At 72.0% G+C, this 24,490-nt stretch carries 18 protein-coding genes and 2 pseudogenes; 8 read left to right on the top strand and 12 right to left on the bottom strand.

Annotated elements, in window-relative coordinates:
* Nucleotides 1-186 precede the first annotated feature (186 nt).
* Both ACGFYV_RS15385 and bldG read right to left on the bottom strand, forming a co-directional pair.
* A complete protein-coding gene (locus ACGFYV_RS15385; protein WP_393878875.1) occupies nt 187-624 on the bottom strand; it encodes an ATP-binding protein in 438 nt (145 codons plus the stop codon).
* A 156-nt stretch (nt 625-780) separates the two neighbouring features.
* Nucleotides 781-1,122, bottom strand: a complete 342-nt coding sequence (gene bldG, locus ACGFYV_RS15380; protein WP_100827485.1) for an anti-sigma factor antagonist BldG — start codon at nt 1,120-1,122, stop codon at nt 781-783.
* 83 nt (nt 1,123-1,205) lie between these two features.
* On the opposite strand from bldG, the gene ACGFYV_RS15375 reads away from it, so the two are divergent.
* Nucleotides 1,206-3,806 (top strand): DEAD/DEAH box helicase, encoded by a 2,601-nt coding sequence (locus ACGFYV_RS15375; RefSeq protein WP_393878874.1) that lies wholly within the window; start codon nt 1,206-1,208, stop codon nt 3,804-3,806.
* A gap of 50 nt (nt 3,807-3,856) precedes the next feature.
* On the opposite strand, the pseudogene ACGFYV_RS15370 reads toward ACGFYV_RS15375, so the two are convergent.
* The 7 genes and pseudogenes from ACGFYV_RS15370 to ssd all read right to left on the bottom strand — a co-directional run.
* A pseudogene (locus tag ACGFYV_RS15370) lies at nt 3,857-4,195 on the bottom strand (Rv3654c family TadE-like protein); the annotation flags it as partial.
* A 194-nt stretch (nt 4,196-4,389) separates the two neighbouring features.
* Nucleotides 4,390-4,716 (bottom strand): annotated as a pseudogene (locus tag ACGFYV_RS15365) (TadE family type IV pilus minor pilin); the annotation flags it as partial.
* Between the two features lie 22 nt (nt 4,717-4,738).
* Complete coding sequence (locus ACGFYV_RS15360) at nt 4,739-4,939, bottom strand: DUF4244 domain-containing protein (protein ID WP_393878873.1); 201 nt, start codon at nt 4,937-4,939, stop codon at nt 4,739-4,741.
* Nucleotides 4,940-5,059: 120 nt separating this feature from the next.
* Complete coding sequence (locus ACGFYV_RS15355) at nt 5,060-5,872, bottom strand: type II secretion system F family protein (protein WP_393878872.1); 813 nt, start codon at nt 5,870-5,872, stop codon at nt 5,060-5,062.
* Nucleotides 5,869-6,723: a type II secretion system F family protein gene (locus tag ACGFYV_RS15350; RefSeq protein ID WP_393878871.1), complete on the bottom strand. Its 855-nt coding sequence runs from the start codon at nt 6,721-6,723 to the stop codon at nt 5,869-5,871. The genes ACGFYV_RS15355 and ACGFYV_RS15350 overlap by 4 nt, the downstream gene beginning before the upstream one ends.
* A gap of 242 nt (nt 6,724-6,965) precedes the next feature.
* Nucleotides 6,966-8,150 (bottom strand): TadA family conjugal transfer-associated ATPase, encoded by a 1,185-nt coding sequence (locus tag ACGFYV_RS15345; protein WP_393878870.1) that lies wholly within the window; start codon nt 8,148-8,150, stop codon nt 6,966-6,968.
* A complete protein-coding gene (ssd, locus tag ACGFYV_RS15340) occupies nt 8,147-9,253 on the bottom strand; it encodes a septum site-determining protein Ssd (RefSeq protein WP_393878869.1) in 1,107 nt (368 codons plus the stop codon). The genes ACGFYV_RS15345 and ssd overlap by 4 nt, the downstream gene beginning before the upstream one ends.
* 567 nt (nt 9,254-9,820) lie before the next feature.
* Between ssd and ACGFYV_RS15335 the strand changes: the two genes are divergently transcribed.
* A complete protein-coding gene (locus ACGFYV_RS15335) occupies nt 9,821-10,666 on the top strand; it encodes an HAD family hydrolase (RefSeq protein WP_393878868.1) in 846 nt (281 codons plus the stop codon).
* Nucleotides 10,667-11,063: 397 nt separating this feature from the next.
* Here the strand turns inward: ACGFYV_RS15335 and ACGFYV_RS15330 are convergent, their stop codons facing one another.
* Nucleotides 11,064-11,888 (bottom strand): oxidoreductase, encoded by an 825-nt coding sequence (locus tag ACGFYV_RS15330; RefSeq protein ID WP_393878867.1) that lies wholly within the window; start codon nt 11,886-11,888, stop codon nt 11,064-11,066.
* 146 nt (nt 11,889-12,034) lie between these two features.
* Here ACGFYV_RS15330 and ACGFYV_RS15325 point away from each other — a divergent pair, with 146 nt between their 5' ends.
* On the top strand, nt 12,035-13,015 hold the full coding sequence (locus ACGFYV_RS15325) for an ATP-binding protein (RefSeq protein WP_393878866.1): 981 nt from the start codon (nt 12,035-12,037) through the stop codon (nt 13,013-13,015).
* A gap of 3 nt (nt 13,016-13,018) precedes the next feature.
* Here ACGFYV_RS15325 and ACGFYV_RS15320 read toward each other — a convergent pair whose 3' ends face one another.
* The gene (locus ACGFYV_RS15320) at nt 13,019-14,287 is read right to left on the bottom strand and encodes a hypothetical protein (protein WP_393878865.1); all 1,269 of its coding nucleotides are present in this window, start codon (nt 14,285-14,287) and stop codon (nt 13,019-13,021) included.
* A gap of 351 nt (nt 14,288-14,638) precedes the next feature.
* Here ACGFYV_RS15320 and ACGFYV_RS15315 point away from each other — a divergent pair, with 351 nt between their 5' ends.
* The 5 genes from ACGFYV_RS15315 (at nt 14,639) to ACGFYV_RS15295 (ending at nt 22,680) form a co-directional block, all read left to right on the top strand.
* Entirely contained in the window at nt 14,639-17,383 is a 2,745-nt protein-coding gene (locus ACGFYV_RS15315; RefSeq protein ID WP_393878864.1) for a SulP family inorganic anion transporter, read from the top strand.
* A 126-nt stretch (nt 17,384-17,509) separates the two neighbouring features.
* Nucleotides 17,510-19,465 carry an acetate--CoA ligase gene (gene acs / locus ACGFYV_RS15310; RefSeq protein WP_393878863.1) on the top strand — a complete coding sequence of 652 codons (1,956 nt, stop codon included), beginning with the start codon at nt 17,510-17,512 and terminating at the stop codon, nt 19,463-19,465.
* Nucleotides 19,466-19,772: 307 nt separating this feature from the next.
* Nucleotides 19,773-21,215 (top strand): Na+/H+ antiporter NhaA, encoded by a 1,443-nt coding sequence (gene nhaA / locus ACGFYV_RS15305; RefSeq protein ID WP_393879028.1) that lies wholly within the window; start codon nt 19,773-19,775, stop codon nt 21,213-21,215.
* Nucleotides 21,216-21,268: 53 nt separating this feature from the next.
* Nucleotides 21,269-21,748 (top strand): phage holin family protein, encoded by a 480-nt coding sequence (locus tag ACGFYV_RS15300; RefSeq protein ID WP_393878862.1) that lies wholly within the window; start codon nt 21,269-21,271, stop codon nt 21,746-21,748.
* Nucleotides 21,745-22,680: an alpha/beta fold hydrolase gene (locus tag ACGFYV_RS15295; RefSeq protein WP_393878861.1), complete on the top strand. Its 936-nt coding sequence runs from the start codon at nt 21,745-21,747 to the stop codon at nt 22,678-22,680. Before ACGFYV_RS15300 ends, ACGFYV_RS15295 begins: the two co-directional genes overlap by 4 nt.
* 511 nt (nt 22,681-23,191) lie before the next feature.
* On the opposite strand, the gene ACGFYV_RS15290 is transcribed toward ACGFYV_RS15295, so the two are convergent.
* On the bottom strand, nt 23,192-24,391 hold the full coding sequence (locus ACGFYV_RS15290; RefSeq protein WP_393878860.1) for a MarP family serine protease: 1,200 nt from the start codon (nt 24,389-24,391) through the stop codon (nt 23,192-23,194).
* Nucleotides 24,392-24,490: the final 99 nt, after the last annotated feature.

The raw sequence follows: 24,490 nt of genomic DNA, 5'->3' as shown, positions 1-24,490 counted from the left end.
GTGCACTTCGACGGTGTGGTGCGCGTGGCACCGCGGGCGCGGCGCACGACCGGGGCGGACGCGGCCGACGGGGACGAGACCGGTAGGCACGGAGCCAGGATGGCTAGACCGGTGCGGACGAGACCGGTGCGCACGGGGCCAGGCCGGCGAGGCCAGGGCGGACGCGGCCGGTTGTGGCCGGTTGCGTCAGACGGGTTCGACGGCCTGGGGGGCGGTCGGCCAGGACATGCGGATCAGGCCGCCGTTCTCGCCCGTGGTGACCTCCACGTCGTCCACGAGACCGCTGATGACCGCGAGGCCCATCTCGTCCTCCTCGGCCTCCACGTCCGCGCCCGCGGCGGCTCCGCCGGCCACCCGCTCGGCGGGCACGGCGTGCGGGGCCTCGTCGCCGACCTCGATGGAGAACTGCTTCTCCTCCTCGATCAGCGCGACCTTCACCGGCGCGGTGATGTCGTTGAGCTGGTGCAGCCCCACGGCGCGGGAGCAGGCCTCGCCCACGGCGAGCCGGACCTCGTCAAGGACGGCCTCGTCCACTCCGGCCCGGCGCGCCACCGCTGCCGCCACCAACCGGGCGGTCCTGACGTGCTCGGGCAGCGCGCTGAAGCGGAGTTCGACGGTGGCCATGCATCCCCCTCGCGACTACGGGCGTGCGGTGCGGGGGCGAGGCCGCCGACAAGCCCGCACCCCCTGATGAACTTCCGTGCCCCGGACCCACCGGTCCGGGCCGGACCGAACCGGATCCGGGCCTCAGATCGGCCCGGACCGGTGAACGGTCCAGGGTCAGTCGGTGGCCGCCACCGCTTCCTCGACCGAGGTGTGGATCGGGAACACCTTGGTGAGGCCGGTGATGCGGAAGATCTTGAGAATGCGCTCCTGGTTGCAGACCAGGCGCAGCGAGCCCTCGTGGGCACGCACTCGCTTGAGGCCGCCGACCAGCACGCCGAGCCCGGTGGAGTCGAGGAAGTCCACGCCCTCCATGTCGACGACGAGGTGGAACGCCCCGTCGTTCACCAGCTCGACCAACTGCTCGCGCAACTTGGGCGCGGTGTATACATCGATTTCGCCACCGACCTCGACGACCGTACGATCGCCGACGGTACGGGTCGACAGGGACAGGTCCACGGATCCTCCAGCACCTTGCTATCGAGCGGTCGCCCCTCGGGAACATCTCGGCCTACGGCCCCCGGGACGTAACGCCAGCCGCGATGGCATTCAATCACTTACTGGCAGGCGTGCACGACGCCTTGGCCCCATTGTCCGTCACGCCAGTGACACACTCGGTGCCGATGGCCAAGAATCACCGATCCGAACGATCCCCGGCGGCCCCGGCTCCGCGCCCGTCTCCGGGCGCTGTCCTGGACCGGCTCGCCTCGGGACCGAGCCGGTCTGCGCGTGTCACTCATACGGAGCACTTGCCCCCGCGCGCGGGTCGCCATGCCGTCTGGCCTGACCGGATTCGCTCCGAGGTGATCGCGGCCGTGCAGTCGCACGGAATCGAGCACCCGTGGGCGCACCAGGCGCTGGCCGCCGAGCACGCCCTGGACGGCGACTCGGTGGTCGTCGCCACCGGCACCGCCTCCGGCAAGTCCCTCGCCTACCTCGTCCCCGTCCTGTCCGCCCTCCTGGACGGCTCCGAGGCCCCCAACGGGCGCGGCGCCACCGCCCTGTACCTGTCCCCCACGAAGGCGCTCGCGGCGGACCAGTGCCGGTCGGTGAAGGAACTTTCACAACCCCTCGGCACGGCGGTGCGCCCCGCGGTCTACGACGGAGACACGCCGTTCGAGGAACGCGAGTGGATCCGCCAGTACGGCAACTACGTGCTCACCAACCCCGACATGCTGCACCGCGGCATATTGCCCTCACACCCCCGCTGGTCCTCCTTCCTCAAGTCGCTCAAGTACGTCGTCGTCGACGAGTGCCACACCTACCGGGGCGTCTTCGGCTCGCACGTCGCCCAGGTGCTGCGCCGACTGCGCCGACTGTGCGCCCGCTACGGCGCGTCGCCCGTGTTCCTGCTGGCCTCCGCGACCGCCGCCGAGCCCGCCGTCGCCGCCCGCCGGCTGACCGGCCTGCCGGTGGTCGAGGTCGCCGACGACGCCTCCCCGCGCGGCGAACTCGTCTTCGCCCTGTGGGAGCCCCCGCTCACCGAACTGCACGGCGAGAAGGGTGCGCCCGTACGGCGTACCGCCACCGCCGAGACGGCCGACCTGCTCACCGACCTCACCGTGCAGGGCGTCCGCTCGGTCGCCTTCGTCCGCTCCCGGCGCGGCGCCGAGCTGATCTCGGTCATCGCCCAGGAACGGCTGGCCGAGGTCGACCGCTCCCTCGCCCGGCGGGTCGCGGCCTACCGCGGCGGCTATCTCCCCGAGGAGCGCCGGGCCCTGGAGCAGGCCCTGCACTCCGGCGAACTCCTCGGACTCGCCGCCACGACGGCCCTGGAGCTGGGCGTGGACGTCTCGGGCCTGGACGCGGTGGTGATCGCCGGATACCCGGGCACGCGGGCCTCCCTGTGGCAGCAGGCGGGCCGCGCGGGCCGCGCCGGGCAGGGCGCCCTGGCAGTCCTGGTCGCCCGCGACGACCCGCTGGACACCTTCCTCGTCCATCACCCCGAGGCCCTGTTCGACCAACCGGTGGAATCGACGGTCCTCGACCCCGACAACCCCTACGTCCTCGCCCCGCACCTGTGCGCCGCCGCCGCAGAGATCCCGCTGACCGAGGAGGACCTGGACCTCTTCGGCCCCGCCACCGAGGAACTGCTACCGCAGCTGGAGGCCGCGAAGCTGCTGCGCCGCCGGACGAAGGCCTGGCACTGGACGCGCCGGGAACGGGCCGCCGACCTGACCGACATCCGCGGCTCGGGCGGGTCGCCGGTGCAGGTCGTGGAGGCCGGCACGGGGCGCCTGCTCGGCACGGTCGACGCGGCCGCCGCGCACTCCACGGTCCACGAGGGCGCGGTCCACCTGCACCAGGGCCGCACCTACCTGGTGCGCTCCTTCGACCTGGAAGCCTCCGTGGCCCTGGTCGAACAGGCCGACCCGCCGTACTCGACGGTCGCCCGTGACACCACGTCGATCTCCGTCCTGGAGACGGACGTCGAGATCCCGTGGGGCTCGGGCCGCCTCTGCTACGGCTCGGTCGAGGTCACCAACCAGGTGGTCTCCTTCCTGCGCAGACGCCTGATCACCGGCGAGGTACTGGGCGAGACGAAACTGGACCTCCCTCCTCGTACGCTCCGCACGCGCGCGGTGTGGTGGACGGTCACCGAGGACCAGCTCGACGAAGCCCGGATCAACCCGGAGATCCTCGGCGGCTCCCTGCACGCCGCCGAGCACGCCTCCATCGGCATGCTGCCCCTCTTCGCGACCTGCGACCGCTGGGACATCGGCGGGGTCTCCGTCCCCCTCCACCCCGACACCCTCCTCCCCACGGTCTTCGTCTACGACGGCCACCCCGGCGGTGCGGGTTTCGCCGAGCGCGCCTTCCACACCGCCCGCGACTGGCTCGCCGCCACCCGCGAGGCCATCGCCTCCTGCGAGTGCGAGGCCGGCTGCCCGTCCTGCATCCAGTCCCCCAAGTGCGGCAACGGCAACGACCCCCTGCACAAGAGGGGCGCGGTACGGCTCCTCACGGTGCTGCTGCGGGGCGCGCCGCAGGAGAAGCCGGCCGAGGCCGAAGAGGAGTCGGGGGAGTCGGGGGAGTCGCGCGAGTTGGGGCAGCCGGGAGGGACGGAGTCGGCGGAGAGGCGGGCCGAGGCGGAGGACCCGAAGACGGCGGAAGACCGGGGTGGGCGACCGGCCCTGGGGTGAGCCCGGGTAATGGCCGGGTCCGCAGTGCCGCCCGACTGCTCAGGCCGAACCGGTGGTGGTGCCGCCGACCCCGGCTCCGCCGGATCCGTCTCCGCCGGCCCCGCTCTGGCCCTGACCTCCGCCGTGAACGGCCCCCGTCCCGAGCCCGCCGTCACGTCCGAGATCTCCCCGACGACCGCGCACCGCACCAGCCGCGCCCCCTGAGCCGCCGCCACCCGCTCCGCCCGTGCGCAGGCCTCCGCGCTGCCCTCGGCCCAGTGGTCCGCCGCCGCGAGCGCCGCGAGGTCGGCGGCGCCGGCCGCCCGGTGCCGGACGACGACGGCGTGTCCGAGGCCGAGCACGGCGCCGAACACCGCGCACAGCACGGCGATCACCCCGAGACTCCAGATGGTGGCGGACCCTCGGTCGGAATGCCCCCGGCGGCGAAGAGGCCACCCGCCGTCGGAACCCTGTCGACTGCCACTCGGGCACCAGCGCCTCACGGTCCCACCTCCCCCGCCTCAGAGGCCCCCTCCGCCGTCCCAGGGGCGCCCCGAACCGTCCCAGGGACTCCCTTGCCCGTCCCCGAGGCCGGCTCGGTCGGCCCAGCCCTCCCCATGGCGTCCTCCGCCGCGGCCACGGCGTCCTCCCGTACCTCGAACGGCAACCCGGTCAGCACCGGTGGCTTGGCCACGACCGTCACCCGGACCTGGTCCCCCGAACGGGCGACAGTCACCCGCGCCCCACGCGGTGCCGCCTCCCGGGTGACCCGTACGACCGCGTCGGGCGGATCCTGCCGGGCGGCGGCCCGGGCGCCCGTGCGAGCGGCGTCCAGGCACTGGATCTGGGCCGCCACCGCGAGCAGCCCCCAGATCAGCGCCATGGTGAACGCAACCAGCACGGACAGCACCATGGCCGCCTCCGCGGTCACGAACCCGCGATCGCCCCCTCGCTCACATCCGCGCACTGAGGGCTCGCTTCACGATGGCCTGCAGCTCCGCCTTGACCTGGCTACTGGTGACGACCTCATAGAGCAGCAACGCGAACCCGACCGCCGCGATGATCCCCATCGCGTACTCGGAGGTCACCATTCCCACGTCCCTGCGACACCGCTCCCGCAGGAACGCCCACACCTTCCCGGCCCTCTCCCGCATCTCAAACTCCTTCCCTTTTGGCCCTGTTGGCCTTGCTGCCCTTGCTGCCCTCGCCATCACTGACGTCCCTGCTTTCCCCACTGCCATCAGTCCCGTGCCGCCCTCCGCCGCGCTGTCCCGTCAGCGACCACCCCCTCCCACCACGCCACCCGCGAGACCGAGCACCACCGGCAGCACGCCGACGGCGATGAACGCGGGCAGGAAGCACAGCCCCACCGGCGCGGAGATCATCACGGCCGCCCGGCGGGCCCGCGCCGTGGCGACCCGTGTCCGCTCCGCGCGCGCGTCGGAGGCGAGCCTTGCGGCGGGGCCGGCCGCGGGGAGTCCGGACTCGTCGGCCCGCTCCAGCAACCGCGCCAGCGCTCCGGCGCCGGGCAGTACGGTCAACCGCCGCCAGGCGTCCGCCGGTTCACCGCCGAGCCGCACCTCCGCCGCGCCCCGCGCCAGCGCGTCCCCGACAGGCCCGCCGAGGGCCTCCCCCACCGCTTGTGCGGCGACGACCGGCCCGGCACCCGACGCGATGCACGCGGCCAGCAGCTCTGCGGCGAGCGGGAGTTGGCGGGCGGCTGCCGCGGTGTCGATCTCCTCGGTGCGGCTCGCCGCCCGGCCCGCCGCCTGATGGCGTCGCCACTGCCACAGCCCTACGGCCGCACCGAGCCCCAGCAGCGCCCCGGCAACCCCTCCGACCAGCACCCACAGCCCGCACACCACCCCGGCCGGCGGTAACCACCGCCGCGCCACGGCCGCGACATCGAAGGACAGCCCCGACGCCGAGGACGGCCCCGACTCCACCGTCCGTAAGGCCAGTAACTCGGCCACCCGACGCCGCGCCCGGCGCCGCCGCCCGGCCAGCTCCACCCGCCGGACCGCCCAGCCCAGGGCCAGCACCACGGCCAGGGGTACCCCCAGCCTGTGGACGACATCCCCGCTCATACCGCCTCCGCTCCTCGTACGATCCGGGCTGACCACCACATCCCGGCGCCCTCGAACACCACTCCCACCGCCAGGCAGCCCAGTCCGGCCCCGGTGTGCAGCAGCACCCTCAACGGGTCGGCGCCCATGGCCGAGCCGAGGAGCAGCCCGAGTGCGGGAAGGACGGCCAGCAGCAGTGCCGTGGCCCGTGCACCCGACAACTGGGCGCGCAGATCGGCACGTTGGTCTCGTTCCGCACGCAGGGCAGCGTCCAGCCGGTCGAGTCCGGCGGCGAGTCCCGCGCCCTGGTCCACGGCCACCCGCCAGCACGCGGCGAGCCCCAGCAGCCCCTCGGCGCCCGGTTGCCGGGCCGCGACGGCGAGCGCGCCCGGCACGTCCCCGCCGAACCGTGCCGCGGCGACCACGGCCGCCTGCGCGTCGCCCAGCCCGCCGGAGTCCCGCGCCGCCCGCAACAACGCCTCGCCGGGCTGCCGCCCCGCGCGCACCTCACCGGCGAGCACCCCGCACAGGGCGATGACCGCGTCCGTCCGGCGCTCCCGGGCGCTCCTGGCCTGCCGGGCCAGCCGCATCCGGCGCAGCACCGGCACCCCGGCCGCCCCCGCGACGACCGGAATCACGGACGCACCCAGCAGCCCGAGCAGCAGACCCGCCGCGAGCGACCACCACTCGGCGCCCAACCGGCCGCCCAGTCTCCGCAGTTCACCAAGGACCCGCTCCCAGGAAGGGGCTCCCGTCGCCACCACCCCGCCGCCCGCGCCGAGCAGCAGCCGCGCCCGCCGCAGTCCGTGCTGCCGCTCCCCCAGCAGCCATCCCGCGACCCCGAGGCCGGCCAGAACCGTGGCCAACGTCATCCCATTGCCGACTTCCTCCACCTGCGGCACTTCCATCACTCCTCCCAACTCCTCGCATCCCGCTCGTCACCAGCACCCTTCGCGCCACACACCTCTCCCATCGCAAGCCCTCTCCGCACCACACGCACCCCTCCCGTCACAAGCCCTCTCCGCACCACACGCACCCCTCCCGTCACAAGCCCTCTCCGCACCACACGCACCTCTCCCGTCGCATGCACCCTCCGCACCACACCCCCAAGCACTCACCCCCTCTCGAACTCGCCACGCAGCAGCTCCCTCAGCCGCTCCCAGCCGCGTTCGCAGGCGAAGGCCCGCTCGCCCCACCGCAGCGCGGGAACCGTCCGCACCAGCCCGGAGCCGTCCCGCTCCAGGACATGCACCTCGGCGATCCGGCGCCGCCCGGACCGGTCCCGTACCAAGTGGAGGACCACCGAAAGGGCAGCCGCCAACTGGCTGTGCAGCGCGGCCCGGTCGAGCCCGGCCGCCGTGCCGAGCGCTTCCAGGCGGGCGGGGACGTCGGCGGCCGCGTTGGCGTGTACCGTTCCTGAGCCGCCTTCATGGCCCGTATTGAGGGCGGCCAGCAGATGCACCACCTCGGCGCCCCGCACCTCACCGACGACCAGCCGGTCGGGCCGCATCCGCAGCGCCTGCCGGACGAGGTCCTCCAGGGTGACCAGGCCGGCGCCCTCCTGGTTCGCGGGCCGGGTCTCCAGCCGGACGACGTGCGGGTGTTCCGGTCTCAGTTCCGCCGAGTCCTCGGCCAGCACGATCCGTTCGCCGGGTCCGACCAGGCCGAGCAGGGCGCTGAGCAGGGTCGTCTTGCCGCTGCCGGTGCCACCGCTGACCAGGAAGGACAGCCGGGCCGCCAGCAGCGCCCGCAGGATCAGCTCCCCGCCGGGCGGCACGGTGCCGGCCTCGACCAGCTCGTCGAGGGTGAACGCCCGGGGCCGCACCACTCGCAGGGACAGGCAGGTGCAGCCGACGGCCACCGGGGGCAGCACCGCGTGCAGCCGGGTCCCGTCGGGCAGGCGGGCGTCAGCCCAGGGCCGCGCGTCGTCGAGCCGGCGTCCGGCGACGGCTGCCAGGCGCTGGGCGAGGCGTCGTACGGCAGCGGCGTCGGGGAAGGTCACCGGTGTCAGTTCCAGGCCGCCACCGCGGTCCACCCAGACCTGGTCCGGCGCGGACACGAGGACGTCGGTGACGTTCGGGTCGGCGAGCAGCGGCTCCAGCGGGCCGGTGCCGACGAGTTCGGACCGCAGGCGCTCGGCCGCGCCGAGGACCTCGGCGTCGCCCAGCACCCGGCCCTGTTCGCGCAGTGCCTGCGCCACGCGCGCGGGGGTGGGTTCGGCTCCGCTCTCGGCCAGTCGGCGCCGGACGCCGTCGAGCAGGGCCGCGCCGTCGGCCCGGTCGAGTCCCGGGAGGGTCATCGCGCGGCTCCCGTCTCCACGAGCGCCTGCTCCCAGAAGGTGGTGCAGAACCGGGCCAGCGGGCCGCGGGCGCTCGCGCCGGGCGGTTTCGCCGTACCGCGCGGGCGCTGCAGTGCGGGTTCGACGGGAATGTCGCCGACGAGGGGCAGGCCGAGCAGGCGGGCCACCTCGCTCTCGTCCAGCCCCGGCTCGTACGGCCCGCGCACCGCCACCCGCAGGTCGCGCACGACCATGCCGACGGCGGACGCCACCCGGCCGGCCGCCGCCACGGCGCGCAGTTCGGCCGGGACGACGAGCAGGGCAAGGTCGAGCTGGGCGAGGGCTTCGGCGACCCCGTCGTCCAGGCGGCGGGGGAGGTCGACGACGACGGTGCCGCCGCGCCGCCGGGCGGCGGCGAGCACCGCGCGGACGGCCTGGGGCGCGATGGCGACGCAGTCTCCGCGGTCCCAGCTGAGCACCCGCAGCGCGTGCAGTTCGGGCAGCGACTCCTCCAGGGCACCGCCACCGACCCGGCCGCGCGAGGCGGCGAAGGCGGGCCAGCGCAGACCTTCGGCGCTCTCACCACCGAGCAGTACGTCGATTCCGCCGCCGAGTGGATCGGCGTCCACCAGCAGCGTGCGCAGTCCCTCGCGTGCCGAGGTGACGGCGAGCGCACAGGCCAGTGTGGACGCGCCGGCCCCGCCCCGGCCGCCGATGACGCCCACGGTGAGGGCTGGACGGCCGACGCCTTCGGCAACGTCGGCGATGCGGTCGACCAGCCACTGTTCGCCGTCGGGCAGCATCAGGACGTGGTCGGCGCCGATCTGGACGGCCCTTTTCCACACCCCGGAGTCGTCCTGATCGCGGCCGACCAGCACCACTCCGTGCCGTCGGGTGGCCCCTCGCACGCGGCGGGCGGCGTCGTCACCGACCAGCACGAGCGGGGCCGCTTCCCAGCCGCCGCCGTGTTCGGGTGGGCCGTGGTGGACCTCGGGTGTGGCGCCCGCGGCCGCGCACAGGCGCAGTAGATCGTCGAGGAGTGCGGCGTCCTCGGTGACGATGAGCGGCCGTCCGGGCCGGCCTGCGGCGGCCGGTTGCGGATCGTGGGTGACGGTTCCGGTCACGTGTGCTCCCCCTTCGCTGCTTGTTCCGCGCAGCCCCCGTGGCCCCGCGATTCCCAAAGTGGTCAAGAACCGGCAGATGGCCGCCATATGAGCGGTCGACAGAAACCGGCCGAACGCGCCCGGCAATCGGAGCCGGCCATGAACTCGCCGCGGTCGAGCGCGCTGGAATCACGGTGCAGCGGACCCGGAAATCTTGTGGATCTTGGTGGAAAACTGGGGACAACAGACCCCCTGTGAATATCGCCGTCACCCATACCAGTGAGCCCTGCGCCGACCGCGTGCGACTTCCGCAGAGCAGCGCACCGATTACCCTCAGCAATCAACCATGGGCATGACAAACAACTCTCGACGCCAACACACGTCGGGCACCGAGCCGAGCGAAAGAAGAGGAAAAACCCACCCAGACATGCGACGACCCCCGCCGGGGGGGAGAGCGGGGGTCGTCCCCACGGCCGACTCGGGGGGGGAGGAGTCGGGCCGGGTTAGCACGGTCGCGAACGATCCGTGACTTCCATGGTGTACCCGAGAGCCCTCTCAGGCAAACCCACGCGCCCCACCTTACGCCGAATGGTGGGCGCCTATGCTCGGGGCGTGGAAAACCACTCCCTGCCCCGCGCAGCAGCCTTCTTCGACCTGGACAAGACGGTCATTGCGAAGTCGAGCACGCTCACCTTCAGCAAGTCCTTCTACCAAGGCGGACTGATCAACCGCAGGGCCGCACTGCGGACCGCATATGCCCAGTTCGTCTTCCTGGTCGGCGGTATGGACCACGACCAGATGGAGCGCATGCGCGAGTACCTGTCCGCACTGTGCCGCGGATGGAACGTGCAGCAGGTGAAGGAGATCGTCGCCGAGACGCTGCACGATCTCATCGACCCGATCATCTACGACGAGGCCGCCTCCCTCATCGAGGAGCACCACACGGCGGGCCGCGACGTCGTGATCGTGTCCACCTCGGGCGCCGAGGTGGTGGAACCGGTCGGCGAGCTGCTCGGCGCGGACCGGGTGGTGGCCACACGCATGGTCGTCGGCGACGACGGCTGTTTCACCGGCGAGGTCGAGTACTACGCCTACGGCCCGACCAAGGCCGAGGCGATCAGGGAACTGGCCGCCTCCGAGGGGTACGACCTCGAGCGCAGCTACGCCTACAGCGACTCGGCGACCGACCTGCCGATGCTCCGGGCGGTCGGCCACCCGCACGCCGTGAACCCCGACCGCGCACTGCGCCGCGAGGCCGTCGCACGCGGATGGCCGGTGCTGGAGTTCCGCCGGCCGGTCCCGCTCAAGCAGCGGCTGCCCACGTTCTCCGTGCCGCCCCGCCCGGCCCTCGTCGCAGCCGCGGCCGTGGGCGCGGCTGCCGCCACCGCCGGCCTCGTCTGGTACGCCAGCCGGCGCCGCGCCACGGCCACCTGACCGGTCCGCCCGCCCGGATCACCCGGATCGCCCAGCCCGCCCGGTTCACCCACTTAAACCAGTTAACCCAGTTCACCCCTGTTTGAACCCGAAAGTAAAGAAGTACAGGCAGGGGTTCCGGTTGTTCCCGGCTTGCAGTAGAAAGGATTCAGCGGCCCGCGAGACCAAAGGACATCCGAGAGGATCACCTTCCACTACGCACTTGGCCCCACGGACCACGCATGAACACAGGGCACCCACGCGACGTCGACCCGTCGATTACGGGCCTGCCGCACCAGGTGACGGGCGAAGTACCCGACCTGATGGGCAACATATCGAGGACGCTTGGTAACCAGGTGAGCATGCCAGCGGCGGTACGAGAACTCGTACCGCCGCAACCCTTTCCCGGGGGTGTTTCTCACGCGGCTCCGCGCTGCAGCGCCTCGCACACCGCCGTCGACTCGCGTGCACCCAGCTCGACCGCCTTGCCGCAGTGGGCGATCCAGGCCGCCATGCCCTCCGGAGTGCCGGAGACGTACCCGTCCAGCGCGGCGAGGTAGGCGGCGCGGCCCAGTTCGGAGTAGCCCACCTCGGCCGGGCAGACCGCCTTCGGGTCGAGCCCGCTGCCGATCAGGACGACCCGCTCGGCCGCGCGCGCGACCAAGCCGTTGTACGAGGTGAAGGGGCGCAGTGCGAGCAGTTCGCCGTGCACCACCGCCGCCGTCACCAGCGCGGGCGCCGAGCTGCCCGCGATGACCAGGTCCGCCAGTCCGTCCAGTCGGCCGGACACCTCCTTGGCGTCGGGCAGCGGCAGTTCGACCAGGGGCTCCTCGACCGGTTCGCCCTCGTGGCGCGGTCGGCCGACCTCGTCACCGCCGCCCGCGGCGGCCACCAGGTGCAGCCGGGCCAGCACCCGGAGCGGGGACTGCCGCCAGATGGACAGCAGCTGGCCCGCCTCGGCGGTCAGCCGGAGGGCGGCGCCCATCACGCGCGCGTCGGCGTCGACGCCGAAGTCGGTACGCCGTCGCACCTCCTCCAGAGCCCAGTCGGCACCGGACAGTGCCGCCGAACCGCGGGCGGCGCGCAGTGCCGCCTCCGAGGTGATCTCGTTGCTGCGGCGCCGCATGATCCGGTGGCCGTAGACCCGGTCCACGGCCTTGCGCACGGACTCAACGGACTCGGTCACACCGGGCAGCGAGCCCAGGGCCGCGAGCGGATCGGCGGCCGCGCCTGTCGTACTCATGAGTACGACAGTACGCGTCTACCCCTTGCCGGGGCCTCCACCCCCCAAGGGCTCCGCCCCGCGCCCGACCGCCACACCCCACGAAGGAGTGGTCTTCCCCTCACCCACTGCCACATACAGCTATCAGCTGACTACTGTTCGTGAACATGAAAATTGCTTTCGTCGGGAAGGGCGGCAGCGGCAAGACCACGCTCTCCTCCCTCTTCATCCGCCATCTCGCGGCGGCCGGCGCGCCGGTGGTCGCCATCGACGCGGACATCAACCAGCATCTGGGCCCCGCGCTCGGCCTCGGCGAGTCGGAAGCGGCGGCCCTGCCCGCCATGGGCGACCGGCTGCCCCTGATCAAGGGCTACCTGCGCGGCTCCAATCCGCGCATCGCCTCGGCCGCGACGATGATCAAGACGACCCCGCCGGGCGAGGGCTCGCGGCTGGTGCGGGTGCGGGAACCCAACGCGGTGTACGACGCCTGCGCGCGGCCGGTGGAACTCGACGGCGGCGCCGTCCGTTTGATGGTCACCGGGCCCTTCACGGACGCCGACCTGGGGGTCGCCTGCTACCACTCCAAGACGGGAGCGGTGGAGCTGTTCCTGAACCACCTCGTCGACGGCCCCGACGAGTACGTCGTGGTCGACATGACAGCGGGTTCGGACTCCTTCGCCTCCGGCATGTTCACCCGCTTCGACGTGACGTTCCTCGTCGCCGAGCCGACCCGGAAGGGGGTCTCCGTCTACCGCCAGTACAAGGAGTACGCCCGCGACTTCGGCATCACCCTGAAGGTCGTCGGCAACAAGGTCCAGGGACAGGACGACATCGACTTCCTGCGCGCGGAGGCCGGCGACGACCTGCTCGTGACGGTCGGGCACTCGGACTGGGTGCGCGCCATGGAGAAGGGGCGCCCGCCCCGGTTCGACCTCCTGGAGGAGCCCAACGTCCGCGCCCTGCAGGCCCTTCGGGCGGCGGCCGACGCGACGCACGAGCAGCGCGACTGGGAGCGTTACACGCGCCAGATGGTGCACTTCCATCTGAAGAACGCCCAGTCGTGGGGCAACGAGCGCACGGGGGTCGACCTGGCGGCCCAGGTCGACCCCGGGTTCGTGCTCGGCGAGGGTGTGGCAACCCCCGTCTGAAACCTACTGCTTGACGGCCGGCGCCCCGGGCACCCCCTTCGGCGCCGGCGCCGGGCGGCCGGACAGCAGGGAAGCCCAGCCCTGACGCGGCGCCTCGCCCACGTCCAGGGTGCGCAGCTTCGCCAGCGTCTGCGGGTCCTGGGCGTCCAGCCAGTCGACGAGTTGATGGAAGGAGACGCAGCGCACGTCGGGCTTGTTGCACACCTCCTTCACCACCTCGTCGACCGCCCTCATGTACGTGCCGCCGTTCCAGGACTCGAAGTGGTTCCCGATGATCAGGGGCGCGCGGTTGCCGTCGTAGGCCCGGTAGAAGCCCTTGAGCAGGCCGTCCCGCATCTGGTCGCCCCAGTAGTCGAACTTGTCCGGGTCGCCCTGGGTCTGGGTGCCGGACTGGTTGACCATGAAGTTGTAGTCCATGGTCAGCTGTTCATAGGTGTGGCCGGGGAACGGGACCAGCTGCATCGACAGGTCCCACAGGCCGTTCTTCTTCTTGGGCCAGACCTGGTCGTCGACACCGCTGGAGTCGTAGCGGAAGCCCAGGTCGCGGGCCGCCTTCACGAAGTTCTTCTGCCCTTCCAGGCAGGGCGTACGGGCGCCGATGAGTTCCTTGTCGTAGTCGAAGGGCAGCGGTGCCGCCTTGGTCATGCCGGTGTTGGTCTTCCAGGACCGCACGAACTGCTTGGCCTGGGCGATCTCGCTCTTCCACTCGTCGACCGACCACTGGCCGACCCCGCCGTCGGGGCCGCAGAAGTGGCCGTTGAAGTGGGTGCCGATCTCGTTGCCCTCGAGCCAGGCCAGCCGGACCTGCTTCACAGTGTCGGCGATGCCCTGCTGGTCGTTGAAGCCGATGTCGGAGCGGCCCGGCGAGTGCTGCGGCGGCTTGTAGAGGTCGCGCTTCTCCTCGGGCAGCATGTACACGCCGCTGAGGAAGAACGTCATCTTCGCGTTGTTCTCCTTGGCGACCTTACGGAAGTGCGAGAACAGCTTCTGGCTGTCCTCGCCCGAGCCGTCCCAGGAGAACACCACGAACTGCGGTGGCTTCTCACCGGGCTTCAGCCGCTCGGGGGTGGGCAGGTGCGGCTGGGCACCGGTGAACGCCGTGGACCCGTCACCGATCAGACGGACCACGCTCTGCGGGGCCGGCATCCCCTTCTGCGGGCCGGGCAAACCTTCCTTCGAGCCGTTGGAGCCGGTCGCACAGCCGGCGAGCGACGCGGCACAGGCCGCGACCGCGACCGCGACGCCGACAGCGATCCTCTGGGTGGCGGCCATATTCCGCCCACCTTCTTCCTTCTCTCGGGCGGCCACCGACTCTCAGGCGGACGCTGACGAGGGCTTTTCTGGCGATCTGCCGGGGTTGCACCGACAGCGCCGCCAAGGTCGCACGGGGCCGAGAAGGAATTAGTACGACAAGCCGATGAAATGCTCGCTTCATCCGAGCAGGTGATCTTGTGCGCCAATTGCCCCGGAAAGCTATGCCGAGCCTTTACTCTGCATTACGGTTCATTTACCGAGAGTTGGTTCATCCCGCCGCTGCACGCCGTGACCCACGGCCGCGACCACCTCGCCTGTCGGCGAGGGCCCCCCATTCCGCGACCGCGCTGCCCCGGAGGAGACGGGAACATGTCAGCCTGCGCACCCCCTCGTATCCAGCACCATCCGCCCCCCGACACCCCGCCCACCCGGCGCCGCCGCTTTCACGTCGCGGGCGCCGACCTGTCCGCGTCCCTCGCGGTCTTCCTCATCGCCCTGCCGCTCTCCCTCGGCATCGCCCTGGCCACGGGCGCCCCGCTGCAGGCCGGCCTGGTCGCCGCGGCCGTCGGCGGACTCGTCGCCGGGCGGCTCGGCGGCTCCCCGCTGCAGGTCAGCGGGCCCGCCGCCGGACTCACCGTGGTCACCGCCGACCTGATCCACCAGTACGGCTGGCGGGCGACCTGCGGCATCACCGTCCTCGCTGGACTCTCCCAACTGGGTCTCGGCTGTCTGCGCGTGGCGCGCGGAGCGCTCGCCGTCAGCCCGGCCGTGGTGCACGGCATGCTCGCCGGCATCGGTGTCACCATCGCCATCGCCCAGCTGCACATCGTCCTCGGCGGCAGCCCGGACAGCTCCGTCCTCGCCAACCTGCGTGCCCTGCCCGCCCAGTTGGCCCACCTCGACCCGGCCGCCGTGTCGATGAGCGCACTGACCCTGACGCTCCTGCTGGCCTGGCCCCGCCTGCCCGGCCGCGCGGGCCGGCTGTTGCGCAGGATCCCGGGCGCCCTCGTCGCCGTCACCGGGGCCACCGTCACCGCGGCGCTCGCCGGACTGACCCTGCCCCGGGTCGACCTGCCGTCCTGGCGCAGCCACGCCCTGGCCGGGCTGCCCGAGGGACCGGTGCTCGGCATCGCCGCCGCCGTGCTCACCACCACCCTGGTGTGCAGCGTGCAGTCGCTGCTCGGCGCGGTCGCGGTGGACAAGCTGATCGCCGCCCGGCCCGCGTCCCAGGGACTCGTCGGCCGCTCCGATCTCGACCGCGAGCTGCTCGGCCAGGGCGCCGCCAACGTCGTCTCCGGGATGCTCGGCGGACTGCCGGTCGCGGGCGTCGCCGTGCGGAGTTCGGCGAATGTGAACTCCGGTGCCGTGAGCCGGAACTCCACGATGCTGCACGGCGTTCTCGTAGTAGTCGCCGCGCTGCTGATGGTCCCGCTCCTGGAGCGGATCCCCCTCGCCTCGCTCGCCGCCCTAGTGATGGCCGTCGGTATCCAGATGGTGTCCCTGCACCACATCCGCACGGTGACGCGCCACCGCGAAGTGCTGGTGTACGCCGCCACCACACTCGGCGTGGTTTTCCTCGGCGTCCTTGAGGGCGTGTCCCTCGGAGTCGCCATGGCGGTCGCCGTCGCCCTGCACCGCCTCGCCCACACACGCATCACGCATACGGAGAAGGAAGGAGTCCATCACGTACATGCCCGAGGCCAGTTGACATTCCTCGCGGTGCCCCGGCTCAGCAGAGCCCTGCATCTCGTACCCCAAGGCGCCCACGCCGTCGTGGAGTTGGACGGGTCGTTCATGGACCACGCGGCGTACGAGTCACTGCAGGACTGGCGAAGCGCCCACATCGCGCGGGGCGGCACCGCCGAGCTGGTGGGCCGGCGCGGCGGAGTCCGGACCGCCGCCACCCCGGCCGAGTCGGCGGTGTGCCAGTGCCGGCCCTGGACACCGTGGCGCAACCACGCGTGCGCGATGCCGTCCGGCGGCGCGGCAGGTGGTGGCGCGCAGGGCGGTAGAGCGGAGGGCGGTACGGCGGAGGGCGGTACGGCGGAGGGCGGTACGGACGGCGCGGGTGCGAGATCGAGAAGCTCCGGCTCCGGCTCTAGCTCCGGCTCCGGCTCCGGCTCTAGCTCCGGTACCGGCTCCCGTTCCGGCTCCGACGGGCCCGGTACGGAGGCGGGGGCGCCCGGAGACACGGGGCCGGGCGCGGACAGAGTCACCGGCACGGGCGCCAGCACCGGCACCGGCACCGGCACCAAATTCGCCGCCGCCACAAGCACCGCCGAGCCCGCCGAGCCCGCCGCCGGACCGAACCCCGCCATCCCCACCAGCACCGCCCCCCACACCGGCACCACCACCAACACCGCCGACACCACCAACACCACCGGAACCACCCCCCTCGCCCACCCCGACCCCCACCCCCACCCCATCCCCCGCGAACTCGCCCGTGGCATCAGTTCGTTCCAGCGGAACACCGCGCCGCTGGTCCGGGACGAGCTGGCGCGGCTGGCGCGGGAGGGGCAGCAGCCCTCGCAGCTCTTCCTCACCTGTGCCGACTCCCGGCTGGTGACGTCGATGATCACCTCCAGTGGTCCAGGCGACCTGTTCGTCGTCCGTAACGTCGGCAACCTGGTGCCGCCGCCGGGCGAGGAGCACGGGGACGACTCGGTGGCGGCGGCCATCGAGTACGCGGTGGACGTGCTCCGGGTGCGCTCCATCACGGTGTGCGGGCACTCCGGGTGCGGGGCGATGCAGGCGCTGCTCGCGGCCGATGCCGGGGGTGTCATGACCCCGCTCAAGCGGTGGCTGAGGCACGGACAGCCGAGCCTGGAGCGGATGGCGGGCGACCGGCGGGCCAGGCCCCGGCTGGCCGGACGCTCACCGGCCGACGCGGTCGAGCAGCTGTGCCTGACCAACGTGCTCCAGCAGCTGGAGCACCTGCGGGCGCACGAGTCGGTCGCGCGGGCGCTGGCGGCCGGCGCGCTGGAGCTGCACGGGATGTACTTCCATGTGGGTGAAGCCCAGGCCTACCTGCTGCGCGGCACGGAGGACGGCACGGTGTTCGAGGATGTGAGGGAGGAGATGAGGGACACGGAGGAAGCGCTCGGTCCGGTGTGAAGCCGCAGCTCACGACATCAGCCCCGACAGGTCTAAACCAATCGAGGGCCGCCCTTGTCATCGACCCCCGGTGTCTGATGAGGTGTGGCCTGGGACACAACGGACACCCTGGGAAAGGGAGATGTCGTGAGCAACGAAAGCCTGGCCAACCTCTTGAAGGAGGAGCGACGCTTCGCGCCGCCTGCCGATCTGGCCGCCAACGCCAACGTCACGGCCGAAGCGTACGAACAGGCCAAGGCTGACAGGCTCGGCTTCTGGGCCGAGCAGGCCCGTCGGCTGGCCTGGGCCAAGGAACCGACCGAGACGCTGGACTGGTCGAACCCGCCGTTCGCGAAGTGGTTCAAGGACGGCGAGCTGAACGTCGCCTACAACTGCGTGGACCGGCATGTCGAGGCCGGGCACGGGGACCGGGTCGCCATCCACTTCGAGGGTGAGCCGGGCGACAGCCGTGCGATCACGTACGCGGAGCTGAAGGACGAGGTCTCCAGGGCCGCCAACGCGCTCCTGGAGCTGGGCGTCCGCAAGGGCGACCGGGTCGCCATCTACATGCCGATGATCCCGGAGACGGCGATCGCGATGCTGGCCTCGGCCCGCATCGGCGCCGCGCACTCGGTCGTCTTCGGCGGCTTCTCGGCGGACGCGCTCGCCACCCGCATCCAGGACGCGGACGCCAAGGTCGTCATCACCTCCGACGGCGGCTACCGGCGAGGCAAGCCGTCCGCGCTGAAGCCGGCCGTGGACGAGGCGATCGACAAGGTCGACAACGTCGAGCACGTGCTGGTGGTGCGCCGTACCGGACAGGACGTGGCCTGGAACGCCGAGCGGGACGTGTGGTGGCACGAACTGGTCGGGCGGCAGTCCGCCGAGCACACCCCGGAGGCGTTCGAGGCGGAGCACCCGCTGTTCATCCTCTACACCTCGGGGACGACGGGTAAGCCGAAGGGCATCCTGCACACCTCCGGCGGCTACCTCACCCAGGTGGCGTACACGCACCACGCGGTGTTCGACCTCAAGCCGGAGACGGACGTCTTCTGGTGCACGGCCGACGTCGGCTGGGTCACCGGGCACTCGTACATCGTGTACGGGCCGCTGGCCAACGGTGCGACGCAGGTGATGTACGAGGGCACCCCGGACACCCCCCACCAGGGCCGGTTCTGGGAGATCGTCGAGAAATACCGGGTCACGATCCTCTACACCGCGCCGACAGCGATCCGTACGTTCATGAAGTGGGGCGACGACATCCCCGCTCAGTTCGACCTGGGCTCGCTGCGGATCCTCGGCTCGGTCGGTGAGCCGATCAACCCCGAGGCGTGGATCTGGTACCGCAAGAACATCGGCGCCGACCGGACGCCGATCGTGGACACCTGGTGGCAGACCGAGACCGGCGCGATGATGATCTCGCCGCTGCCGGGCGTCACCGAGACCAAGCCCGGTTCCGCGCAGCGCCCGCTGCCCGGCATCAGCGCGACGGTCGTGGACGACGAGGCGAACGAGGTGCCCAACGGCGGCGGCGGTTACCTGGTCCTCACGGAGCCGTGGCCGTCGATGCTGCGCACCATCTGGGGTGACGACCAGCGCTTCCTCGACACCTACTGGTCGCGCTTCGAGGGCAAGTACTTCGCGGGCGACGGCGCGAAGAGGGACGACGACGGGGACATCTGGCTTCTCGGCCGTGTGGACGACGTGATGCTCGTGTCCGGGCACAACATCTCCACCACCGAGGTGGAGTCGGCGCTCGTCTCGCACCCGGCGGTCGCCGAGGCGGCCGTCGTCGGCGCCGCCGACGAGACCACCGGCCAGGCCATCGTCGCCTTCGTCATCCTGCGCGGCACGGCGTCGGAGGACGAGAAGCTGGTCGGCGAACTGCGTGACCACGTCGGCGCCACGCTCGGCCCGATCGCCAAGCCCAAGCGGATCCTGCCGGTGGCGGAGCTGCCCAAGACCCGCTCGGGCAAGATCATGCGCCGCCTGCTGCGGGACGTGGCCGAGAACCGTGAGCTCGGTGACGTCACCACGCTGACCGACTCCGCGGTCATGGGCCTCATCCAGGCCAAGCTTCCGACCTCGTCGAGCGAGGACTGAGCAAGGGTGGGAACTGAACCCGAGCGAGGACCGAGCACGAGCGAGGACTGAGCACGAGCGAGGACTGAGCACGGGCGAGGACTGAGCACGGGCAGGCGGTACATGCCTGAAGGGCGCCCGGCGTGCACACGCCGGGCGCCCTTTTCGTGCGGCACTCGCACCTCGGCGGATGCGTCCGACGGCGAACTTAGGTAAACTAACCAAATCCCTCGACGCGACAAGAGCGCCGAGGCCAAGGAACCTCAAGGTGTGCCGGGAAGTCTGGTCGGCGATCGCTCCGCCCTACCCCTTCACCGGAGGTCCCACCGTGACCGCGCACCGCACCCCGAACACCGCCCGCAAGGTCCTGGGACGCCTGTCCCTGCCCGAGCGGGCCATCGTCGCGGACGCGCTGCGCACCGAGACCGTCGGCGGCGTGCTGCTCCTCGTCGCCGCCCTCACCGCGCTGACCTGGGCGAACATCCCCGCACTGCACCACAGCTACGAGTCGGTCAGCCACTTCCGTCTCGGGCCCGGCGCCCTCGGGCTGAATCTCTCCGTCGCCCACTGGGCCGCCGACGGCCTGCTCGCCGTGTTCTTCTTCGTCGCCGGCATCGAGCTCAAGCGCGAGCTGGTCGCCGGCGACCTGCGCGACCCCAGGGCGGCCGTGCTGCCCGTGGTGGCGGCGCTGTGCGGAATGGCCGTACCCGCCCTGGTGTACACGCTCACCAACCTCGCCGGTCACGGCTCCGGGCAGGGCTGGGCGGTGCCCACCGCCACCGACATCGCCTTCGCGCTCGCCGTCCTCGCGGTCATCGGCACCTCGCTGCCCGGCGCCCTGCGCGCGTTCCTGCTGACCCTCGCGGTCGTCGACGACCTCTTCGCGATCCTCATCATCGCGATCTTCTTCACCGACCGGATCAACTTCGCCACGCTCGGCGGGGCCGTCGCCGGACTGGTGGTCTTCTGGCTGCTGCTGCGCAAGGGCGTGCGCGGCTGGTACGTGTACGTGCCGCTGGCGGTCACGAACTGGGCGCTCATGTACAACAGCGGCGTCCACGCCACCATCGCGGGCGTGGCGATGGGCCTGATGATGCGCTGCACCACCCGCGAGGGCGAGCAGCACTCGCCGGGCGAGCACATCGAGCATCTGGTGCGGCCGCTGTCGGCCGGGCTCGTGGTGCCGCTGTTCGCTCTGTTCAGCGCGGGGGTCCCGGTCTCCGGAAGGGCGCTCGGGGACGTGTTCACACGGCCCGAGACGCTCGGGGTGGTGCTCGGGCTGGTCGTCGGCAAGGCCCTCGGCATCTTCGGCGGCGCCTGGCTGACCGTGCGCTTCACCCGCGCCTCCCTCAGCGACGGCCTCGCCTGGGCCGACGTGTTCGCGGTGGCGGCCCTCGCCGGGATCGGTTTCACCGTCTCGCTGCTCATCGGCGAGCTGGCCTTCGACGGCGACGCCGTGCTGACCGACGAGGTGAAGGCGGCCGTCCTCACCGGATCGCTCATCGCGGCCATGGGCGCCACGGTGCTGCTGAAGATACGGAACACCAAGTACCGGAACCTGTGCGCGGACGAGGAGCGCGACGAGGACCAGGACGGCATCCCGGACATCTACGAGCAGGACGACCCCGCGTACCACCTGCGCATGGCCGCGATCCACGAGCGCAAGGCCGTCGAGCACCGCCGCATCGCCGCCGAGAAGGCCGCCGCGGCGCGCCACGGGCGTACGGAAGTGCCGGGCGGGGCAGGCGAGGAGGACGGTCGTCCGGCATGATCTGACGAGACGGTACAAAACAAGACGGCAGCAAACCTCAGAGGGAGAACGCGATGAGCGCACCCGACGGCACCCCGGTCGGCGCCGAACGCAGCCTCGGCCAACTGGTCGCCTCGGCGACGACCGAGATGTCGGCGCTCGTGCACGACGAGATCGCGCTGGCCAAGGCACAGCTCAAGCAGGACGTGAAGCGCGGCGCGGTCAGCGGCGGTTCGTTCACGGTGGCGGGCGCCGTGCTGCTGTTCTCCCTGCCGATGCTCAACTTCGCGCTGGCGTACGGCATCCGCACCTGGAGCAACTGGAACCTGGCGATCTGCTTCGTGCTGTCCTTCGCGGCCAACGTCCTGGTCGCCGGGCTGCTCGCCCTGATCGGTGTGGTGTTCGCCAAGAAGGCCAAGCGGAGCAAGGGCCCGCAGATGGTCGCCGCGTCGGTGAGGGAGACCGCGGGCGTCCTGCAGAACGCCAAGCCGCACCCGCGCGCGGAGCTGCCGCGGGACCGCAGGCCCGAGATTGTGGCACGCTCGTCTTCATGACGGAGCCCGCCGCCGCAGCGGCCGTACGGATCGATCTTCCCTCCGGGGACAAGGTGACGCACCGGGACGTCGCCGCCAACGGCGCGCGCTTCCACATCGCGGAGATCGGCGACGGTCCGCTCGTGCTGCTCCTGCACGGCTTCCCGCAGTTCTGGTGGACGTGGCGGCACCAGCTGACCGCGCTCGCCGACGCGGGCTACCGGGCGGTGGCCATGGACCTGCGCGGCGTCGGCGGCAGCGACCGCACCCCGCGCGGGTACGACCCCGCCAACCTCGCCCTGGACGTCACCGGTGTGATCCGCTCGCTCGGCGAGCCGGACGCCACGCTGGTCGGTCACGACCTGGGCGGCTACCTGGCGTGGACGGCCGCCGCGATGCGGCCCAAGCTCGTACGGCGGCTCGCGGTCGTGTCGATGCCGCACCCCCGGCGCTGGCGCTCCGCGATGCTCCGGGACGCCCGGCAGACGGCCGCCAGCTCCTACATCTGGGGCTTCCAGCGGCCGTGGATCCCCGAGCGGCAGCTGACCGCCGACGACGGCGCGCTGGTGGGCCGGCTGATCCGCGAGTGGTCGGGGCCGCAGCCGCCGCAGGACGAGGCCGTGGAGGCGTACCAGCGGGCCATGTGCATCCCGTCCACCGCGCACTGCTCGATCGAGCCGTACCGCTGGCTGGTGCGCTCGCTGGCCCGCCCGGACGGCATCCAGTTCAACCGCAGGATGAAGCGGCCGGTGCGGGTGCCCACGCTGCATCTGCACGGTTCCCTGGACCCGGTGACCCGCACCCGCAGCGCGGCCGGCTCGGGCGAGTACGTCGAAGCCCCGTACCGCTGGCGCCTGTTCGACGGTCTCGGTCACTTCCCGCACGAGGAGGACCCGGTGGCCTTCTCGGCGGAGCTCGTCAACTGGCTGAAGGATCCCGAACCCGATCGGTGAGCGGACCGGTGCGCGGGCCGGTGCGTGGACTGGTGCGTGGACTGGTGCGTGGACCGGTGCGTGGACCGGTGCGTGGACCGGTGCGTGGACCGGTGCGTGGACCGGTGCGTGGACCGGTGCGTGGAGTGTCCGGTTCCCGTGCGCTTCGCGTGCGCTTCCCGGACACATGTCCGTCGAACGGCCACATGCCTGGCGCATAGGCCAATTGGGCGGTGCGGAGGCGGTTATCGACCTTGGGGCAGGGGCAGACGTCGGGGTATGGGCTGGACGCACGACTACAGTGACGCACCCCGCAACCGCCGTTCCGCCGCCGTGGGTTCCTCCCGGCGCGGTTCCCCGCAACTCGCGGAGGCGGACCCGAGGGTGGGGATTCCGCGTATCCTGCGCCGCCGGGCCCGCTGGGTCTCGGTACGCCTGCGTCACCCACGCGGCTGAACGCCGGCACCACGCGACCGAGCGCCGGCAGCACTCAGCCGGGCGTTCCTTCCCCCCTCGCGCGGCACGTTCCCGCTCACAGGGCGCAGCTGTCGGTGCCCACCTGCTGGTTCGCCGTACGCCCCCGGTCGATGTCCTGCCGGATCTCGTCGGCGGTGAGCGCGTAGCCGGTCTCGGCGTCGTCGAGGGACTTGGCGAACACCACGCCGTAGACCTTGCCGTCGGGCGTGAGCAGCGGGCCGCCGGAGTTGCCCTGGCGGACGGTCGCGTACAGGGAGTAGACGTCGCGGCTGACCGTGCCGCGGTGGTAGATGTCCGGGCCGTTGGCGGTGATGCGTCCGCGCACGCGCGCGGAGCGGACGTCGTACGAGCCGTTCTCCGGGAAGCCGGCGACGATCGCGCCGTCCCCGGTGGCCGCGTCCTGCTTCGAGAACGTCAGCGCGGGCGCCTTCAGGTCGGGCACGTCCAGGACGGCGATGTCGCGCCGCCAGTCGTAGAGGACGACCTTCGCGTCGTACTTGCGGCCCACGCCGCCTATCTGCACGGTGGGCTCGTCCACCCCGCCCACGACGTGCGCGTTGGTCATCACGCGCCGGTCGCCGAAGACGAAGCCGCTGCCCTCCAGGACCTTGCCGCAGCCGTGCGCGGTCCCGGTGACCTTGACGATGGAGCGCTGTGCGCGGGCGGGCACCACGCTGTTGACGAGCGCCGGATCGGGCGGCCGGACGTCCTTGATCGGCTCGTCCGAGAACGGGCTGAAGACCTGCGGGAAGCCGTTCTGCGCGAGGACCGAGGTGAAGTCCTTGAACCAGGTGTCGGCCTGTCCGGGCAGCGCCTCGGAGACCCCGATCAGCACCTTGGAGTTACGGACCTCCTTGCCCAGCGTGGGCAGGGTGGTCTGGGCGAGCGCGGAGCCGATCAGCCAGGCGACCAGGAGCATCGCGACGACGTTGACCAGGGCGCCGCCGGTGGCGTCCAGGGCGCGGGCCGGGGACCAGGTGATGTGGCGGCGCAGCTTGTTGCCGAGGTGGGTGGTCAGCGCCTGGCCGACGGAGGCGCAGACGATGACGACGACCACGGCGACGACGGCGGCGGTGGTGCCGACCTGCGCGCTGCCGGTCACGGCATCCCAGATGACGGGCAGCGTGTACACGGCCACGAGACCGCCGCCGAGGAAGCCGATCACCGACAGGATGCCGACGACGAAGCCCTGGCGGTAGCCGACGACCGCGAACCACACGGCCGCGACCAGCAACAGGATGTCCAGCACGTTCACTGCTTCAGGCCTCGCCTACTCACTCCGGTCCCAGCAGCGCGGCCGGGGATCCGGGGGTCGGTGGCGAAGCCGCCGGTGTCACGGCCCCCGAAGATGAAC

The organism is Streptomyces sp. NPDC048297 (genome assembly GCF_043201585.1).
Classification (GTDB): Bacteria; Actinomycetota; Actinomycetes; order Streptomycetales; family Streptomycetaceae; genus Streptomyces.
This window is presented reverse-complemented; position numbering and strand designations above follow the sequence as displayed.